Here is a 14,884-nt window from a genome sequence, read left to right on the forward strand (position 1 = left end):
AATGATTACAACTGCTTGTGCGTACTGCCATTTACTAAAAAAACTGAGTGAAGTATGGTAGTGTTTACTAACTCAAACGCTAAGAAATAAAAGTTTTTCAATCTTTACCACTTAGGTAAAAAGGTTTACAAGGTGCCCAAACGTTACGAAGAACTAAAATCTCAACTCCCTGTTTCACGCCTGTCTATCGACGTATTGCTTGCCCTGCGCGTGCTTTACGACAAGCCCGAAAGCGAAGTGGAATTACGCCAACAAATTGCTGAGCTTTCTCGCGACCCTAGCAAGCTAGAACTAGGTTATCGTTCTGAATGGGAAGCCTATGTTGTGCGTGAATTGGTGTTAGATTTAAAGCAGTACACGCAGCGTAGCCCCGCTGCCTTTATCGACTCGGTGTTAAGTCGCATTGAAAGTCTGAAAAATAACAACCCTGACTATAAAGCCTATAAGCAACAAGTTTCAGAAACCATGTCTGCGCATGACCGCACCACACCGTTATTCCCCACGCCTTGGCGCCAGCAACTTATGATGCTGCTATTGCCTGTCACTACCGTGAAACCGTTGAAACCCGCGGAATAGCAGATTACTTATTTGCACTTTGAGGTTTATATTGAGAAGGACAATACGCTCTTTCTACACCTGCTGGGCGTAAACTTTTGTGTTTAGTTTTGCGTCCTGACACCCTTGCACGCCAATTTTTGAATGTCTTGTGCTTTAAATTCTGACGCATCAGCTTTATAACTTCTTTTTCAGGCAAGCCATACAAATTTTCGATAGCCTCAAAAGGGGTTCTATCTTCCCAGGCCATTTCAATGACGCGCGATTGCTCAACCTCGGTGAGATACCCTTTAGTACAACGCGCTAAGGGATAAAGCTCTGATGGATAATCTTTAGAAGAGTGCTCTTTTGAAAGATGACCTTTTGAAACATAGCCATTTGACGAATTCCCCTCAAAAGAATGTTCTTTTTCGAAGTTGCGCTGTTCAGTGTACTGCTCTTCTGTATGTTGCTCTTCTCTATATCGCATGCTGCTGGCTCTTGTTATTAAACACTACTACTACGCCGATATAGAAAAAATGTTCACCTTACCTAACCTTACATTTATTTAACCGTTTCAGCCGACATTGTTAGAACGATATCAAGCAGTGCAGCGGCCGCTTTGGCGTCAGAGAGCGCGCGGTGATGCTGCTCCATTTTTATGTCGAAATGCCGAGTAAGGTTAGCCAATGAATATGAAGGTAGCCCAGGGTTTACCCTACGCATTTCTCGCACCGTACACAGCTTAGGTCGTTTAAAAGGAAGCTCTAATCGTGCAAATTCCTGTTTAATGAAGCCATAATCGAAGTTAACGTTATGGGCCACAAATACCGCCTCGTCGGTAAAGCTAGCAATACGTTCAGCCACCTCAACAAATAATGGAGCATCAGCCACCATATCATCAGAAATACCAGTAAGACGTGTGATGGTAGCCGGAATTCGTCGCTGCGGATTAATTAAAGTTTGATAGGTATCGACCACCTCGCCCGCAACAATTTTCACCATGCCAATTTCAGTAATCCGGTTGTAGCTGTTGTTGCCCCCAGTGGTTTCAATATCAACCACAACATACGGCTGATTAGGGTCGCGATGCCAATTTACCGTAGTAACGGCAACCTCAAACCCTGCACGTTGCAACCTCTGAATAGACACCAACTGATTGCGTCTTAACTGATCGCCTGGCGCTTTCACTTCTTCAAAGCGTAACTTTTCATCAAAAATCATGATGTCAGGGAAGCCGTCGCTTAAAGAGGCAAAATCTTCGCTCATCATTCGAAGCAAGTTAACAATGGCGCTAAGCTCGCCGTGCTTGATTAGGGCATCGATAGGTTCAAGCAAATGGCTGCTCCACATGAATAAGCTATTCACCTTGCCATAGTGGGCTGTCGCCATTTTGTGAACGTGGTGGCGAAACTTATCTTTGCTATCTAACCTTTCAAATAAGGCTTCAATACTGCTGTCAAAACGAGCGTAGAAGTTGTTTTGCTTAAGCGATAGAGGCCGTCTATCAAACTCAGTGACTAGCGTATCTTCTTCATATAGCTGTGCCCAAAAGGTTAGCCCAAACAAGCTGCGCCATAATCGGTTCTCGGTGCGCCAACCGGCAATACCTAAGCGTTTATAATGGGCTAACACGCCACGCTCTACCTGTTGATTTTGGCTAACATCAATATCAATAGTACGGCTTGCATTTCTTAACATATCCGTCACCGCACTGGTGCGCTTTTTGTGGTATTTCCTCGCATAGAAATCTTCAGCAAAGGCCAGCAGCGTATCGGAAGGTGGTGAGTCGATAATGTGCTCTAGTACTTCTTTAACACTATCGGTGTTGCCGTCTTTATAGCTTTCTCTTATCCATTTCTCTTTCGCTTTGTCGCTTTGGGCTTGGTATAGCAAAAGAAGGGCCTGCTCTCGGTGCTCGCCTAGTAATTTTAACGCTAGTGCATAAAGAAACTGATCGCGATAAAACATGGCTGATACGCCATCGCTATTGGGGAACGCCTCTTGAGCTAATGCATTTGCTTGCACTAAAGAAAGAAAAGGGATCTTTTCTAATTGGCTGGCATAAAACCAGGCTGCTTCAGCATCTGCTTTACTGTCGAAACGAGTAATATCTGATACGGAATCGCCGCGGGTACGCATGACGCCTAAGTCGCGCATAGAGAACTGATTCAGCCTGCCTTTGGTATTACCAAAATAAAGGAATAATAAAAATTTTAGAGGTGCATCAAACAAACACACTAAGTAAGTATGCTCATTTAGCCCTTCAGGCCAGCCATGCTGATTAATGTATGCTTCTAAACGCGATACAAGCACGGGCTTGGTTAATGATGCCAAACCTTGAGTGGCACCGTATTCACTTAACAGCCTTAAAATTGCGTCTTTAGTAAGTACGCCTGCAATATCTTGTAGCGAAGCATGGTGCAAATCACCGAACCACTTAGCTTCAATCAGCTCATCAATTTGCTGTTGAGGGTTCGCTATTTCTGCGTAACTAAACTGCGACCTATCAATCACTGCATATTTACGATTAGCCGCACGCACGATGATGCATTGTTTATCAGCATCTAGCTGGTTAAAGCTTTCTATAAAACCATTAGCGTCATCACTTAACAACGCAGCATTCGCCCCTTTAAAGAACGCTAAGAACTCAAAAAAGTGGGCTAAGTAATATCGTGGTGGCAAATCTTTTCGCATTATAAAACCAAACTATTGTATACTTGATTAGTGTATATTTATACAGCCCTATTGTTCAACCTTTTCCCTTTTTATTTCATGCGTGGGTGCACGAGCGTTTGCGTAGTAGCTTGTAATGTCATGCTGGCTTAATTGGCAGTCAATCCAGTTTTCTACTTTACTCGTAATAACTATCACGACGTAATTCACATACGAGGAAATCATGAGCTTAACGCGATCGATAGAGTTCTCTTGCCCATATTGCATGGCAGCCAATGATGTAGAAATTGACGAGGTTAATGATGTTGGTCAAGTGCAGGTGCTTGATTGCCAAGTATGTTGCCAACCTATAGAACTTGGTGTTTATCAGCAAGGCGAAGACTTAAATATTATTGTGGAGCAGGAAAATGGCTGATAGCGGTACCCATTTTTCGTTGCAGGATATCAATGCTTTGCCGCAACGATATCGCGCCAACTTTGTGAATAGTTTATCTGGCTTTAAATCTTCCTCACTGCTTGGCTCCACCGATGGCCGAGTTAACAACCTCGCCATTATTAGCTCTGTGGTTCATGTGGGTGCCAACCCACCATTGCTGGGCATTATTATGCGTCCGCACACTGTGCAGCGAGATTCTTTGTCTAATATTAAGCAGCAAGGTGTGTTCACGCTAAATCATGTTCATACAAGTTGGACTGATAAAGCACATCAAACGTCGGCGCGATACGATAATGGGGTGAGTGAGTTTGAGGAGGTTGGACTAACGCCTTGGTTTAGCAACACGTTCAGCGCGCCTTATGTAAAAGAAAGCGCAGTAAAAATGGGGTTAAAAGTAGAACAGCATTTTACGTTGTGTAATCAGACCGAAATGATTATAGGTAAGATTCAAGAGGTCTTTATTGCGGGCAGCAGCACTGCAGGAGATGACATTGCAAAAAGTGCTATTGCCGAAGATGGGTATATAGATCTTGAATCACTACAAACCTCATGTATCTCGGGTCTGGACACTTATCATAGTACGCAAAAGATAGCCCAATATGCTTACGCAAAACCCGATGTGCCTTTAACAAAGGCGAGCATAACTAAAAAATAATTCATATTTTGCCAGTGGCGCACAAACTAATGTTGCGTCAATGCTATAGGACATTGATTTTGCTAGCCGTTCAGGCGTTGTTCAGGTGGCAACCGTTAATCTATATCAACAAATCTTTATTGCTTTGTGTTAGATCCAAACGCCACGGGTTATAGTATAATTATTAATATTCAAAACCTGCCTTGCGGCAGGTTTTTGCGTTTTAGGCGCTGAGTAAAAAAGAATCATTATCGTTATTATCTCAATTGGAGAGAATTATGAAGTCTGTAAACCGTCGTGACTTTCTGAAATTGTCAGGTACATCTTTGATAGGCCTAACGTTAGGAAGCGTTGCGTTACGTGCTAATGCGCAAGAACAACTACAAGCAGATGATCCAAGCGCAAAAGCATTAAACTACACTGCGGCGTCTACTGTAGACGGTGCTAAATGTAACAACTGCATGTACATTCAAGGTGCCGACGGCGAACAACACCGCCCTTGCGCCATCTTCCCTAACAAATTGGTTAACGCCAATGGTTGGTGTAGTGCATGGGTTAAACGCCCAGGCTAGTAACTCGAATTATCAAAAAAGCCCCAGTCTCGCTCATGCGTGCTGGGGCTTTTTTATGCATTTGAGATAAGGGTCTATAACGAGTTACAGCCCCTTCACAGCGTCTAACAATGCGGGGTTATGTAGTCGGCTCGGTAACAAACCAGGCTTTATATAGGCCCCATGCTTTGCTTGAAATATACTGCCAATGCGTAGCACTTTTTCATCGTCCCATTGCTTGCCAATAAAGCTAATTCCCACCGGAAGGTTTTTCACTTCTCCCGCTGGTACAGTAAGGTGCGGATAACCTGCAATGGCCGCTAAATACCCAATTCCAATAAAACCCATTGGGGAATGATCGCCATACACGCCATCAATCAGAAAAGCCGGGCTATTTGAGGGTGCCACAAGTACATCAACTTTATGTTGTGCCATTAGGGCATCAATACCCTTGTCTCTCGCAGTTTCTCTTACCAAGGCTAGAGCCGAAGCGTATTCTGGGCTATTAATGTCATCTGTATTCACTGCTTTTTCGAATATATCTTGATTAAAGAGCGCAAGTTCTCGAGTGCTAGCTTGATTGTAAGTGATAAGTTCCGACAAGCTGCGTACAGGAATGTCCGCTGGACTGCCTTCTAAGTATTCGTTTAATGTGTAATGAAACTCGCTAAGTAACACTTGATAAGAGTCGGCCCAAAAACTTTCAGGTTGTTTGAAGTCGCTAATTTCCACCAGTTCAGCGCCTGCGGCAGTTAGGCTATTTAAGGCTTTTTCATAAGTAGCAAGCACATGAGGGTTATCCCCTTGACGGTAACGCACAACGCCTACGCGCACGCCTTTTAAATCGGTCGCCAACATACTTTGCTGTGGTGCATTAAGCATGTGTTTGCTAGCCTCTAGCGTTGCGCTGTCTTTTGTATCTACACCTGCCATGATTGATGCCATTAACCATGCATCGTTAACGTTTGCGGTCATAGGACCTGCGGTATCTTGAGTATATGAGATAGGGACAATGTGCGTACGAGATAACAGCCCAACTGTAGGTTTGAAACCTACAATTCCGTTCATTGAAGAAGGGCAAATAATAGAACCATTGGTTTCAGTGCCCACGGCTAACGACGCTAAACGCAATGCCATAGCAGCACCAGAACCCGACGAAGAACCACAAGCACTACGAGATAACATATGCGGGTTTCGGGTTAACCCACCTACGGCGCTCCAACCACTAATAGAAGATTCAGACCGAAAGTTAGCCCATTCAGATAAATTAGTTTTACCTAACACAATGGCACCCGCGGCTTTTAGGCGAGCTACAATGGGGGCATCTCGTTTTGTGTCATTATTAACAAGTGCCATCGCGCCTGCGGTAGTAGGTAGCTCACTGGTTTCAATATTGTCTTTCAGTAACACTGGAATACCAAACAGCGGCCCTTTACGCATTCTATTTTTACGTGCTATATCAGCCGCTCTGGCTTCTTCAATGGCATTGGGGTTAAGTGCCAAAATACTATTTACATCACCATCAAGCTTTTCGATTCTAGCGAGATAGCCTTTTACTAACGCCTCGGATGACAACTCACCTGCTGCTATAGCCTGCGCTTGTTCTAGTGCAGATTTATCTAACCAAGACTCAACAGCTACTGAAAAAGCACTGTCGTCTGAACGTTCAACAGACGCATTTTTTGTGTTCGGTTTAGATGGTGCACACGCGGTGCAAATTAAAATAACGGTGGCGTAAAAAAGTGTAGCCCTCATGTGGTTCGTCCCCAAGTTTCTAAGATATCTACATTTTAATTTTAAATATCTTAGTAGTGCGTTGAAACGATTACTACGCAACATGTAAGTAACTAGGTTCAAAGTGTCATTTTATTCGGTAAACACGACCCATGAAGACACACAAAAAGTGATAAGCGCTAGAAATCAGCGTTTAGAGCAGAGACTTTGGATTAAAAAATTTGGGGTAGAGGGTAGTACGTTAGAAGTGATAAGCCACGAGAATCAATAACTCATCTTAGCTTAATTCAACTTTTTAGCAGGTTGCATGGGCTGATCTTCAATAAAATTAAATAGACCAAATTTATCAAGTAAAGATTGGTACCGGCCGTCTTTTATAAATAGCGCCAATACTTCATTAAACTGGTTTCTTAGTTGCTCGTCAGAAATAGCCGCACTGTAGGCGGAAACAGGAAACAACTCGTGTATTTTTGTGTCGTGTTGCTTTTCGACAGGCAGCTGATGTTTAACGTATTCAAAAATGTTTCTATCAAGTACAACAACATCCACACTGCCAAGCAGTAGCAAACTAACCTGCCTGTCTTGTTGCGCAAGCTCCATATAGTTTTTTTGATGGGCTAGCGTGTTTTTAAACTCTTCACCCAAAACCGATATTGCCGTTTGAAAAGCAATCACGCTATGGCCGAGTAAGTCTTGTATTTCGTTAATTTCAAAGTTTCTGTCCGTACGGCTTACCGCTACATTTTGATAATAAACGTATGCATCAGTCAGAATAGCGGGGTCAATATCGTGACCTGGATTTAAGGTTAGTCCAATATCCATCCCGCCCTTTTTCATTATGCTGGCGGTGCGCCCAAAAGGAACGTAAATCGGCGCCATGTCATGCCCCATTTCAAGCAATATTGCCCGCACGAGTTCTAACTCAAAGCCTGAATCTTGCTCTGAGATAACATAGGGAGGTTTTGTCCAGCCCACGACCACCTCAATTTGCTTTGCAAATGCGGCGTTGGAAGAGAACAAAATAATAAAAAGTACGACAATATAGTGCATAAGGTGAAATAGTAATGGAACACTTATTAACTATAAACACTTGCCAATAAATTACCATTCACCAAAAGACTTAACTATTACAAAAACCCTTTAAAAACAAAGGCTAATAAAAGTTAAATTTAGACTTAAGTTTGATGAAAAAAATCACTATTACATGAAACTATTGCATAAAGCGGTAAAACGAACGGGGAATTGACGGGTTACTACCAGCATTATGATTTCGCTTTAACTAGCCAAGCGGTACAATATAGCCAAACCCTTTAAACTTGTGTGAATATGGCCTGGCTACAGTTACGAATAAATACCTCCTCTGAATACGCTGAATCAATTGGCGAAATGCTAAGCGCTAACGGTTCGCAAGCGGTAACCTATGTAGATGCGAAAGACACGCCTATGTACGAGCCTAAGCCTGGAGAAATTATGCTGTGGCCCGACACGCAAGTGGTGGGCTTGTTTGAAGCTACCGATGACATGAAAGCCATAATCAAACGATTGGGCAAAGCGCGCATTCTAGGTTCAGATTTTAAATACAAACTAGAACCACTTGAAGACAAAGACTGGGAACGTGAGTGGATGGATAATTTCCACCCTATGCAATTTGGTACCCGCTTATGGATTTGCCCGAGTTGGCGTGATGTGCCCGACCCTAATGCTGTTAACGTGATGCTAGACCCGGGTCTTGCCTTTGGAACGGGTACTCACCCTACAACAGCCCTGTGCTTGCGTTGGTTAGACGGTATAGACGTTGCCGATAAAGTGGTAGTAGATTTTGGTTGTGGTTCAGGTATTTTGGCCCTCGCAGCGCTTAAATTAGGTGCAAAGCGGGTAGTTGGTATTGATATTGACCCCCAAGCCCTTCAAGCCACACAAGAAAATGCCCGCCGTAACGGCGTTGAAGACAGGCTTGATGTTTACCTGCCGGCTGACCAACCCACGCTAGAGGCCGATGTAGTGATGGCGAATATATTATCTGGCCCACTTCTAGAGCTTCAAGATGTTATTTCATCTTACTGTAAACCATCTGGTTTACTCGCCCTTTCCGGCATTCTTGCTGAACAAGTAACCAAAATTGAAGCTGCCTATACCCGCGATTTTGCCCTTGATGAGAGTGCGATTGATGGAGAATGGGCGCGAGTGTCTGGTAAAAAACTCGTCTAAATGTAAATTTTTTGTCTTTCAATGCCTTTCAATTCGCGGCCTTTGAGAGATTTGATTAAAATTCACTCTGCAAAACGGTGATAGATGGCTAATGTTACAGTTTTTTTTCACTGTCAAGCCCATAGAGTGAAATTTTGTGTGATTTTTAGCCTTTTCAAGTATTGCGAAAACACGTACACTTAGCGCCCCGTTTTAGCCGGGTGTATAAATTCTGTGCAGTTCTAGATGGCGAAATATGCGAATTGGTTCCTATACGTTAGATAACAATTTGATGCTGGCTCCAATGGCTGGCGTGACTGACCGTCCGTTTCGTCAACTATGTAAACGTATGGGTGCGGGGCTTGTGGTGTCGGAAATGCTTTCTAGCAATCCAAAGGTATGGAATACCGCAAAATCACAAGCACGAATGAATCATGAGGGCGAAGAAGGTATTCGTTCTGTACAGATTGCAGGTGCTGATCCAGAGCTTATGGCCCAAGCGGCACAATTTAATGTTGAGAACGGTGCGCAAATCATCGACATCAACATGGGTTGTCCTGCCAAAAAGGTGAATAAGAAACTGGCAGGTTCCGCGTTGCTTCAGTACCCGAGTACGGTGGAATCGATCATTAAAGCGGTAGTTAACGCTGTAGATGTTCCTGTAACACTTAAAATTCGTACCGGCTGGAATACCGATAACCGCAATGGGGTTGAGATAGCCCGCATTGCTGAGCAAAACGGCATACAGTCACTGGCTGTTCACGGTAGAACGCGAGCATGTATGTACAAAGGAGAGGCGGAGTTCGACACTATCCGTCGTATAAAGGAGGCAATTTCGATACCCGTAATTGCCAACGGAGACATTACCTCTCCTGAAAAAGCACAACAGGTACTGAATTGTACCGGTGCAGATGGTGTGATGATAGGTCGCGGTGCTCAAGGCAATCCTTGGATCTTTAAAGAGATCCTGCATTACCTAGAAACTGGCGAGAACCTTAAGCCACCACCATTGTCTGAACAGTATGAGATTTTGCACGAGCACGTTGCTAATGTACAAAGCTTTTACGGTGAAGTCGCCGGTGTAAGAATTGCCCGCAAGCATGTGGGCTGGTATCTCTCGGAACACGATACGGATCGTCAATTTCGTAAATCGTTCAACGCTATCGAGGATGCGTCAGCGCAACTTGAAGCACTAAACGCTTATTTTGAAGCGCTGCAGAATCGAGAAACCCGACAGATTTCTCCTGCAGCATAGTAATGACTAACTTAAGAGCAAGACAGTATTATGTTCGATCAAAACGTGACTTCACCTTTTACTACTACAGTAACTACGCCTTCTCAAACGCAAGCACAAAAGCCACTTCGTGACTCAGTAAAGCAAGCGGTTAATAAATACCTGAAGCAACTGGACAACGCCAACATCGATAATCTGTACGAAATGGTACTGGCCGAAGTTGAGGCCCCGCTGCTGGAAGAAGTTATGACTTACACCCGCGGCAATCAAACCCGCGCTGCCATCATGATGGGAATCAACCGTGGCACGCTTCGCAAAAAGCTGAAGCAGTACGGCATGAACTAAAATCACCGGGCCTAGCCCACCGAAGAGCACCTACAGGTGCTCTTTTTGTTTCACCACTCTTAACTTTGAAGCTTATATTTTATGCAAACACCAAAACCCATTAAACGTGCTCTATTAAGTGTCTCTGATAAAACCGGTATCCTCGATTTCGCCACCGCGCTGCATAACGCTGGGGTGGAACTTCTGTCGACGGGCGGTACTGCTAAACTCATCGCTGAAGCTGGTTTGCCAGTAACAGAAGTGTCTGACCACACAGGTCACCCAGAAATTATGGCTGGCCGCGTAAAAACCCTTCACCCTAAAATTCATGGCGGCATTTTAGCTCGTCGTGGAATTGATGAAGCGGTTATGGACGAAAACAATATTGCGCCAATCGATTTGGTGGTAGTGAACCTTTATCCATTTGCAGCAACTGTAGCTAACGACGATTGCACGTTAGAAGACGCTATTGAGAACATCGATATTGGCGGCCCTACTATGGTTCGTGCTGCGGCTAAAAACCATAAAGATGTAACCATTGTAGTTAAAGCTGCCGACTACGGTCGCGTTTTAGCTGAAATGGAAGCAAACGAAGGTTCACTGACTTACAAAACCCGCTTCGACCTAGCGATTAAAGCGTTTGAGCATACTGCTGAATACGACGGCATGATTGCTAACTACTTCGGCGCACGTATTGATGCTACCGATTGCGAAGACGACTGCGGACATGAGCACAGCGAATTCCCACGTACGTTCAACGTTCAAGTTAGCAAGAAGCAAGATTTGCGTTACGGTGAAAACAGCCACCAAAGCGCTGCTTTCTACGTTGAAAACGATATTCAAGAAGCGTCAGTGTCTACGGCCACTCAGCTTCAAGGTAAAGAATTGTCGTTCAATAACATTGCCGACACCGACTCTGCCCTAGAATGCGTTAAAGAATTCGAAGAGCCAGCTTGCGTTATTGTTAAGCACGCTAACCCTTGTGGTGTAGCTATTGGGGAAGACATTTTATCTGCCTACGATCGCGCGTTTAAAACCGACCCTACCTCTGCGTTTGGCGGCATTATTGCGTTCAACCGTGAGTTAGATGCGAAAACAGCGCAAGCGATTGTGGATCGTCAGTTCGTAGAGGTGATTATTGCACCAACGGTTAGCGACGAAGCAAAAGAGATTGTTAGCGCGAAGAAAAACGTGCGCTTATTGGCATGTGGCGATTGGGCTGGCCAACTTACCGACGGTTACGATTTCAAACGCGTTAACGGCGGTCTGTTAGTACAAGAGCGCGACTTCGGCATGGTTGAAATGGAAGATCTTCAAGTAGTCACCAAGCTTAAGCCTTCTGAAGACGAACTTCGTGATTTGATGTTCTGCTGGAAAGTAGCCAAATACGTGAAATCGAACGCCATTGTATATTGCAAAGACGGCATGACAGTAGGTGTGGGCGCAGGTCAAATGAGCCGCGTGTATTCTGCTAAAATTGCAGGTATTAAAGCCGCTGATGAAAACCTTGAAGTTGCAGGTTCTGTAATGGCATCTGACGCATTCTTCCCATTCCGCGATGGCATTGATGCTGCCGCAGAAGCAGGTATTAAAGCTGTTATTCAGCCTGGTGGCTCTATGCGCGACCAAGAAGTGATTGATGCAGCTGACGAACACGGCATCGCCATGGTGTTCACTGGCATGCGCCACTTCCGCCATTAAAATAGATGATGCAGTAAGCGAGTACGAGTTTGGAGCACGCCGTAAACCCGTCCATGGGGGCTGTGCCACGGCATCCTTGCCGTGGAGGGCTCCACCCTCGTACTCACTCACTACATCTTGCTAGCTTATTGCGTGCCGTGCTTTGGAAACAAATGGCTGGTTAGAGATAGGTGAAGGGTTCCCTGTGGTATCCATGCCATAGAGGGTTTAGTACTGGCATTCACTTCCCCTCTTTTGATATCTAGGCTCTACAGTTGCAATTGAATAAAAGCGCGGAACACGCTAAAACTCACAATCCAATAGGCATGACGCCGGCGGATAGGAGTGAGAGCAGAAGGCATTCAAAACCTTCCACAGCATGGATGCTGTGGCAGAGCGCCCATGGATGGGTTTACCGCGTGTTTTGAATGCCTTCTGCTCTCGCTCTTAGCTTTGAGCTCTTAACTCTGAAGCAAGAAAAAGCAAAGCGGCAGAGTACAGATTTAGCATGTTGGGTGTCGGGTAGGTGTAATAGTTTGTTGTTAAGCTTAATCTGAAACTGGTGTTTATCAGTATTAGCAGTTAACGTAATCGCCGTTACCCTCGATGATAATAAGGAAATAACAATGAAGAAGTTAGCCAAATTAGTACTCGTAGCCACGCTTGGCATGTCAGCAACCTATGCAAGCGCAGATGCTATCTCGGATGCAGCCATGAGCGAACACCGCTCAGCACAAGCTAAAGTACGTGACGAATTCCGTAATCCTCAGCAAACATTACGATTCTTTGGTGTTAAACCAGATATGACCGTGGTTGAAATTGCACCGGGTGGCGGCTGGTATGCCGACATTATTGCGCCTTTGGTTCAAAAAGAGGGCCAGTACATTGCTGCTCACTTCTTCGTTGACGAATCGACCAACGATTATTACCGTAAGTCGCTAGAAAAATTCAATCAAAAAGTAAAAGACAGCGCGCCTTATCAAGGTGTAAAAGTCACGGCTTTCCACCCAACCAAAGCTCTTGATATTGCTGAAGCAGGCAGTGCCGATGTAGTGCTTACCTTCCGCAACATTCATAACTGGTACATGGGTCAAGGTACTGAAGGCATCGACAACGCATTTGGCGCTTTCTTTAAAGCCCTTAAACCTGGTGGCGTACTAGGTGTGGTAGAACATGAACTACCTGAATCTGCTGACGACTCAGCGATGGAGAAAAGTGGCTATATGAAGCGTTCTTTCGTTGTTGCTGCAGCCGAGAAAGCGGGCTTTGAGCTTGAAGAAGCTAGTGACATCAACGCAAACTCTAAAGATACAGCCGACCACCCGCGCGGTGTATGGACGCTTCCTCCTAGCCTAAGATTAAAAGATCAAGATCGTGAGAAGTACCTTGCCATTGGCGAGAGTAATCGCATGACGCTTAAGTTTAAAAAGCCTAGTTTATAAAACCTAAGTCGTAAAACCAAAACCTTAAAACGGAATAGTTAATGAACGTACTTGTAATTGGCGGCGGTGGCCGCGAGCATGCGCTAGCTTACAAAGCAGCGCAATCTTCTGATGTTTCAACAGTGTTTGTTGCCCCTGGTAATGCAGGAACCGCAATAGAACCTAAGCTAGAAAACGTAGCAATTGATGTAAACGATATCCTTGGTTTACTGTCTTTTGCTAAAGGTAACGATGTTGAATTAACCATTGTTGGCCCAGAAGCGCCGTTGGTTGCAGGTGTAGTAGATGCGTTCACTAACGAAGGCTTAATGATATTTGGCCCTACACAAGCTGCAGCGCAGCTTGAAGGGTCAAAAGCCTTTACTAAAGATTTTCTAGCTCGCCATAATATTCCTACCGCAGAATATCAAAACTTTACTGACATTGATCCTGCCATCGCTTACGTGCGTGAAAAAGGCGCACCTATTGTAATTAAGGCAGACGGCCTAGCAGCAGGTAAAGGCGTGATTGTAGCGATGACGTTGCAAGAAGCGGAAGATGCCATTCGCGACATGCTAGCAGGTAATGCCTTTGGTGAAGCTGGTAGCCGTGTTGTAGTAGAAGAATTCCTAGATGGTGAAGAAGCCTCGTTTATCGTTATGGTAGACGGCAAAAGCGTGCTCCCTTTTGCCACCAGTCAAGACCATAAGCGCGCCGCAAATGGCGACAAAGGCCCTAATACAGGCGGCATGGGTGCATACTCTCCTGCGCCAGTGGTAACACAAGAAATTCACGACCGCGTGATGAAAGAAGTGATTATGCCTACCGTTGAAGGCATGGCGGCAGAAGGTAACCCTTACATGGGTTTCTTGTACGCTGGCCTTATGATCATGGCCGATGGTACGCCAAAAGTAATTGAATATAATTGCCGCTTTGGCGACCCTGAAACCCAGCCTATTATGCTGCGTTTACAATCTGATATTGTCGCTTTGTGCCAAGCAGCCTGTAAGGGTGAACTTGGCAATCAAACTATTGAGTTTGATGAACGTGCCGCCATCGGCGTGGTTCTTGCGGCAGGTGGTTACCCTGGAAGCTATGACAAGGGCGATGAAATTACTGGCTTTGAACAAGCTGCCGATTTAGATGGCAAAGTGTTTCACGCTGGTACTTCACTAGAAGATGGCAAAGTGGTCACAAATGGTGGCCGCGTACTATGCGCCACTGCCATGGGTAATAACGTCACTGAAGCCCAGCAAAAAGCGTATGAGCTTGTAAATGCAATTCAGTTTAAAGACGCGTACTTTAGAACTGACATTGGCTACCGTGCCATTGCCCGTGAATCTAGTGCCGACTAGGCGCTTATAGATGTCATGTGGATGTCTTATTTAGCCTCTTATTTAATCTCTTGTTAAGAGGAGCGCTGAGTAAAAGCTCATGTAAACGCCGCCTAAGCTAATAATACTTAGGCGGCGT

At 44.8% G+C, this 14,884-nt stretch carries 14 protein-coding genes; 10 read left to right on the forward strand and 4 right to left on the reverse strand.

The window, feature by feature from the left end; genetic code table 11:
- Window positions 1-132: 132 nt before the first annotated feature.
- Window positions 133-576 carry a hypothetical protein gene (locus FLAVO9R_RS19360; RefSeq protein ID WP_159534005.1) on the forward strand — a complete coding sequence of 148 codons (444 nt, stop codon included), beginning with the start codon at window positions 133-135 and terminating at the stop codon, window positions 574-576.
- A 4-nt stretch (window positions 577-580) separates the two neighbouring features.
- Here the strand turns inward: FLAVO9R_RS19360 and FLAVO9R_RS19365 are convergent, their stop codons facing one another.
- Both FLAVO9R_RS19365 and FLAVO9R_RS19370 read right to left on the reverse strand, forming a co-directional pair.
- Window positions 581-811 carry a TIGR03643 family protein gene (locus FLAVO9R_RS19365; RefSeq protein WP_269748502.1) on the reverse strand — a complete coding sequence of 77 codons (231 nt, stop codon included), beginning with the start codon at window positions 809-811 and terminating at the stop codon, window positions 581-583.
- A 287-nt stretch (window positions 812-1,098) separates the two neighbouring features.
- Window positions 1,099-3,231, reverse strand: coding sequence for an exonuclease domain-containing protein (locus FLAVO9R_RS19370; RefSeq protein ID WP_159534007.1), 2,133 nt, complete (start codon window positions 3,229-3,231; stop codon window positions 1,099-1,101).
- Between the two features lie 202 nt (window positions 3,232-3,433).
- Here FLAVO9R_RS19370 and FLAVO9R_RS19375 point away from each other — a divergent pair, with 202 nt between their 5' ends.
- The 3 genes from FLAVO9R_RS19375 to FLAVO9R_RS19385 all read left to right on the forward strand — a co-directional run bounded on the left by FLAVO9R_RS19375 (window position 3,434) and on the right by FLAVO9R_RS19385 (window position 4,852).
- The gene (locus FLAVO9R_RS19375) at window positions 3,434-3,625 is read left to right on the forward strand and encodes a CPXCG motif-containing cysteine-rich protein (RefSeq protein WP_159534009.1); all 192 of its coding nucleotides are present in this window, start codon (window positions 3,434-3,436) and stop codon (window positions 3,623-3,625) included.
- Window positions 3,618-4,301: a flavin reductase family protein gene (locus FLAVO9R_RS19380; protein ID WP_159534010.1), complete on the forward strand. Its 684-nt coding sequence runs from the start codon at window positions 3,618-3,620 to the stop codon at window positions 4,299-4,301. The genes FLAVO9R_RS19375 and FLAVO9R_RS19380 overlap by 8 nt, the downstream gene beginning before the upstream one ends.
- A gap of 257 nt (window positions 4,302-4,558) precedes the next feature.
- Complete coding sequence (locus FLAVO9R_RS19385) at window positions 4,559-4,852, forward strand: high-potential iron-sulfur protein (RefSeq protein ID WP_013786614.1); 294 nt, start codon at window positions 4,559-4,561, stop codon at window positions 4,850-4,852.
- 84 nt (window positions 4,853-4,936) lie between these two features.
- Here the strand turns inward: FLAVO9R_RS19385 and FLAVO9R_RS19390 are convergent, their stop codons facing one another.
- Both FLAVO9R_RS19390 and FLAVO9R_RS19395 read right to left on the reverse strand, forming a co-directional pair.
- Window positions 4,937-6,586, reverse strand: a complete 1,650-nt coding sequence (locus tag FLAVO9R_RS19390) for an amidase (protein WP_159534012.1) — start codon at window positions 6,584-6,586, stop codon at window positions 4,937-4,939.
- 261 nt (window positions 6,587-6,847) lie between these two features.
- Window positions 6,848-7,540, reverse strand: a complete 693-nt coding sequence (locus FLAVO9R_RS19395) for a substrate-binding periplasmic protein (protein WP_332310443.1) — start codon at window positions 7,538-7,540, stop codon at window positions 6,848-6,850.
- A 351-nt stretch (window positions 7,541-7,891) separates the two neighbouring features.
- On the opposite strand from FLAVO9R_RS19395, the gene prmA reads away from it, so the two are divergent.
- The 6 genes from prmA (at window position 7,892) to purD (ending at window position 14,766) form a co-directional block, all read left to right on the forward strand.
- Entirely contained in the window at window positions 7,892-8,773 is an 882-nt protein-coding gene (prmA, locus tag FLAVO9R_RS19400; protein ID WP_159534016.1) for a 50S ribosomal protein L11 methyltransferase, read from the forward strand.
- A gap of 235 nt (window positions 8,774-9,008) precedes the next feature.
- Entirely contained in the window at window positions 9,009-10,007 is a 999-nt protein-coding gene (dusB, locus tag FLAVO9R_RS19405) for a tRNA dihydrouridine synthase DusB (RefSeq protein WP_013786628.1), read from the forward strand.
- 30 nt (window positions 10,008-10,037) lie between these two features.
- Window positions 10,038-10,331, forward strand: a complete 294-nt coding sequence (gene fis, locus FLAVO9R_RS19410) for a DNA-binding transcriptional regulator Fis (protein ID WP_012520109.1) — start codon at window positions 10,038-10,040, stop codon at window positions 10,329-10,331.
- A gap of 81 nt (window positions 10,332-10,412) precedes the next feature.
- Window positions 10,413-12,011 (forward strand): bifunctional phosphoribosylaminoimidazolecarboxamide formyltransferase/IMP cyclohydrolase, encoded by a 1,599-nt coding sequence (gene purH / locus FLAVO9R_RS19415; RefSeq protein WP_159534018.1) that lies wholly within the window; start codon window positions 10,413-10,415, stop codon window positions 12,009-12,011.
- 605 nt (window positions 12,012-12,616) lie between these two features.
- On the forward strand, window positions 12,617-13,432 hold the full coding sequence (locus tag FLAVO9R_RS19420; RefSeq protein ID WP_159534020.1) for a class I SAM-dependent methyltransferase: 816 nt from the start codon (window positions 12,617-12,619) through the stop codon (window positions 13,430-13,432).
- Between the two features lie 41 nt (window positions 13,433-13,473).
- Window positions 13,474-14,766, forward strand: a complete 1,293-nt coding sequence (gene purD / locus FLAVO9R_RS19425) for a phosphoribosylamine--glycine ligase (RefSeq protein WP_159534022.1) — start codon at window positions 13,474-13,476, stop codon at window positions 14,764-14,766.
- The last annotated feature ends 118 nt before the right edge of the window (window positions 14,767-14,884 follow it).

This window comes from Alteromonas sp. 38, assembly GCF_902506055.1.
Classification (GTDB): Bacteria; Pseudomonadota; Gammaproteobacteria; order Enterobacterales; family Alteromonadaceae; genus Alteromonas; species Alteromonas lipotrueae.

Coding starts and splice junctions, on each gene's coding strand:
- purH (WP_159534018.1), top strand. CDS start 10,413: ATGCAAACACCAAAACCCATTAAACGTGCTCTATTAAGTGTCTCTGAT.
- dusB (WP_013786628.1), top strand. CDS start 9,009: ATGCGAATTGGTTCCTATACGTTAGATAACAATTTGATGCTGGCTCCA.
- FLAVO9R_RS19390 (WP_159534012.1), bottom strand. CDS start 6,586: ATGAGGGCTACACTTTTTTACGCCACCGTTATTTTAATTTGCACCGCG.
- FLAVO9R_RS19380 (WP_159534010.1), top strand. CDS start 3,618: ATGGCTGATAGCGGTACCCATTTTTCGTTGCAGGATATCAATGCTTTG.
- prmA (WP_159534016.1), top strand. CDS start 7,892: ATGGCCTGGCTACAGTTACGAATAAATACCTCCTCTGAATACGCTGAA.
- FLAVO9R_RS19385 (WP_013786614.1), top strand. CDS start 4,559: ATGAAGTCTGTAAACCGTCGTGACTTTCTGAAATTGTCAGGTACATCT.
- fis (WP_012520109.1), top strand. CDS start 10,038: ATGTTCGATCAAAACGTGACTTCACCTTTTACTACTACAGTAACTACG.
- purD (WP_159534022.1), top strand. CDS start 13,474: ATGAACGTACTTGTAATTGGCGGCGGTGGCCGCGAGCATGCGCTAGCT.
- FLAVO9R_RS19370 (WP_159534007.1), bottom strand. CDS start 3,231: ATGCGAAAAGATTTGCCACCACGATATTACTTAGCCCACTTTTTTGAG.
- FLAVO9R_RS19375 (WP_159534009.1), top strand. CDS start 3,434: ATGAGCTTAACGCGATCGATAGAGTTCTCTTGCCCATATTGCATGGCA.
- FLAVO9R_RS19420 (WP_159534020.1), top strand. CDS start 12,617: ATGAAGAAGTTAGCCAAATTAGTACTCGTAGCCACGCTTGGCATGTCA.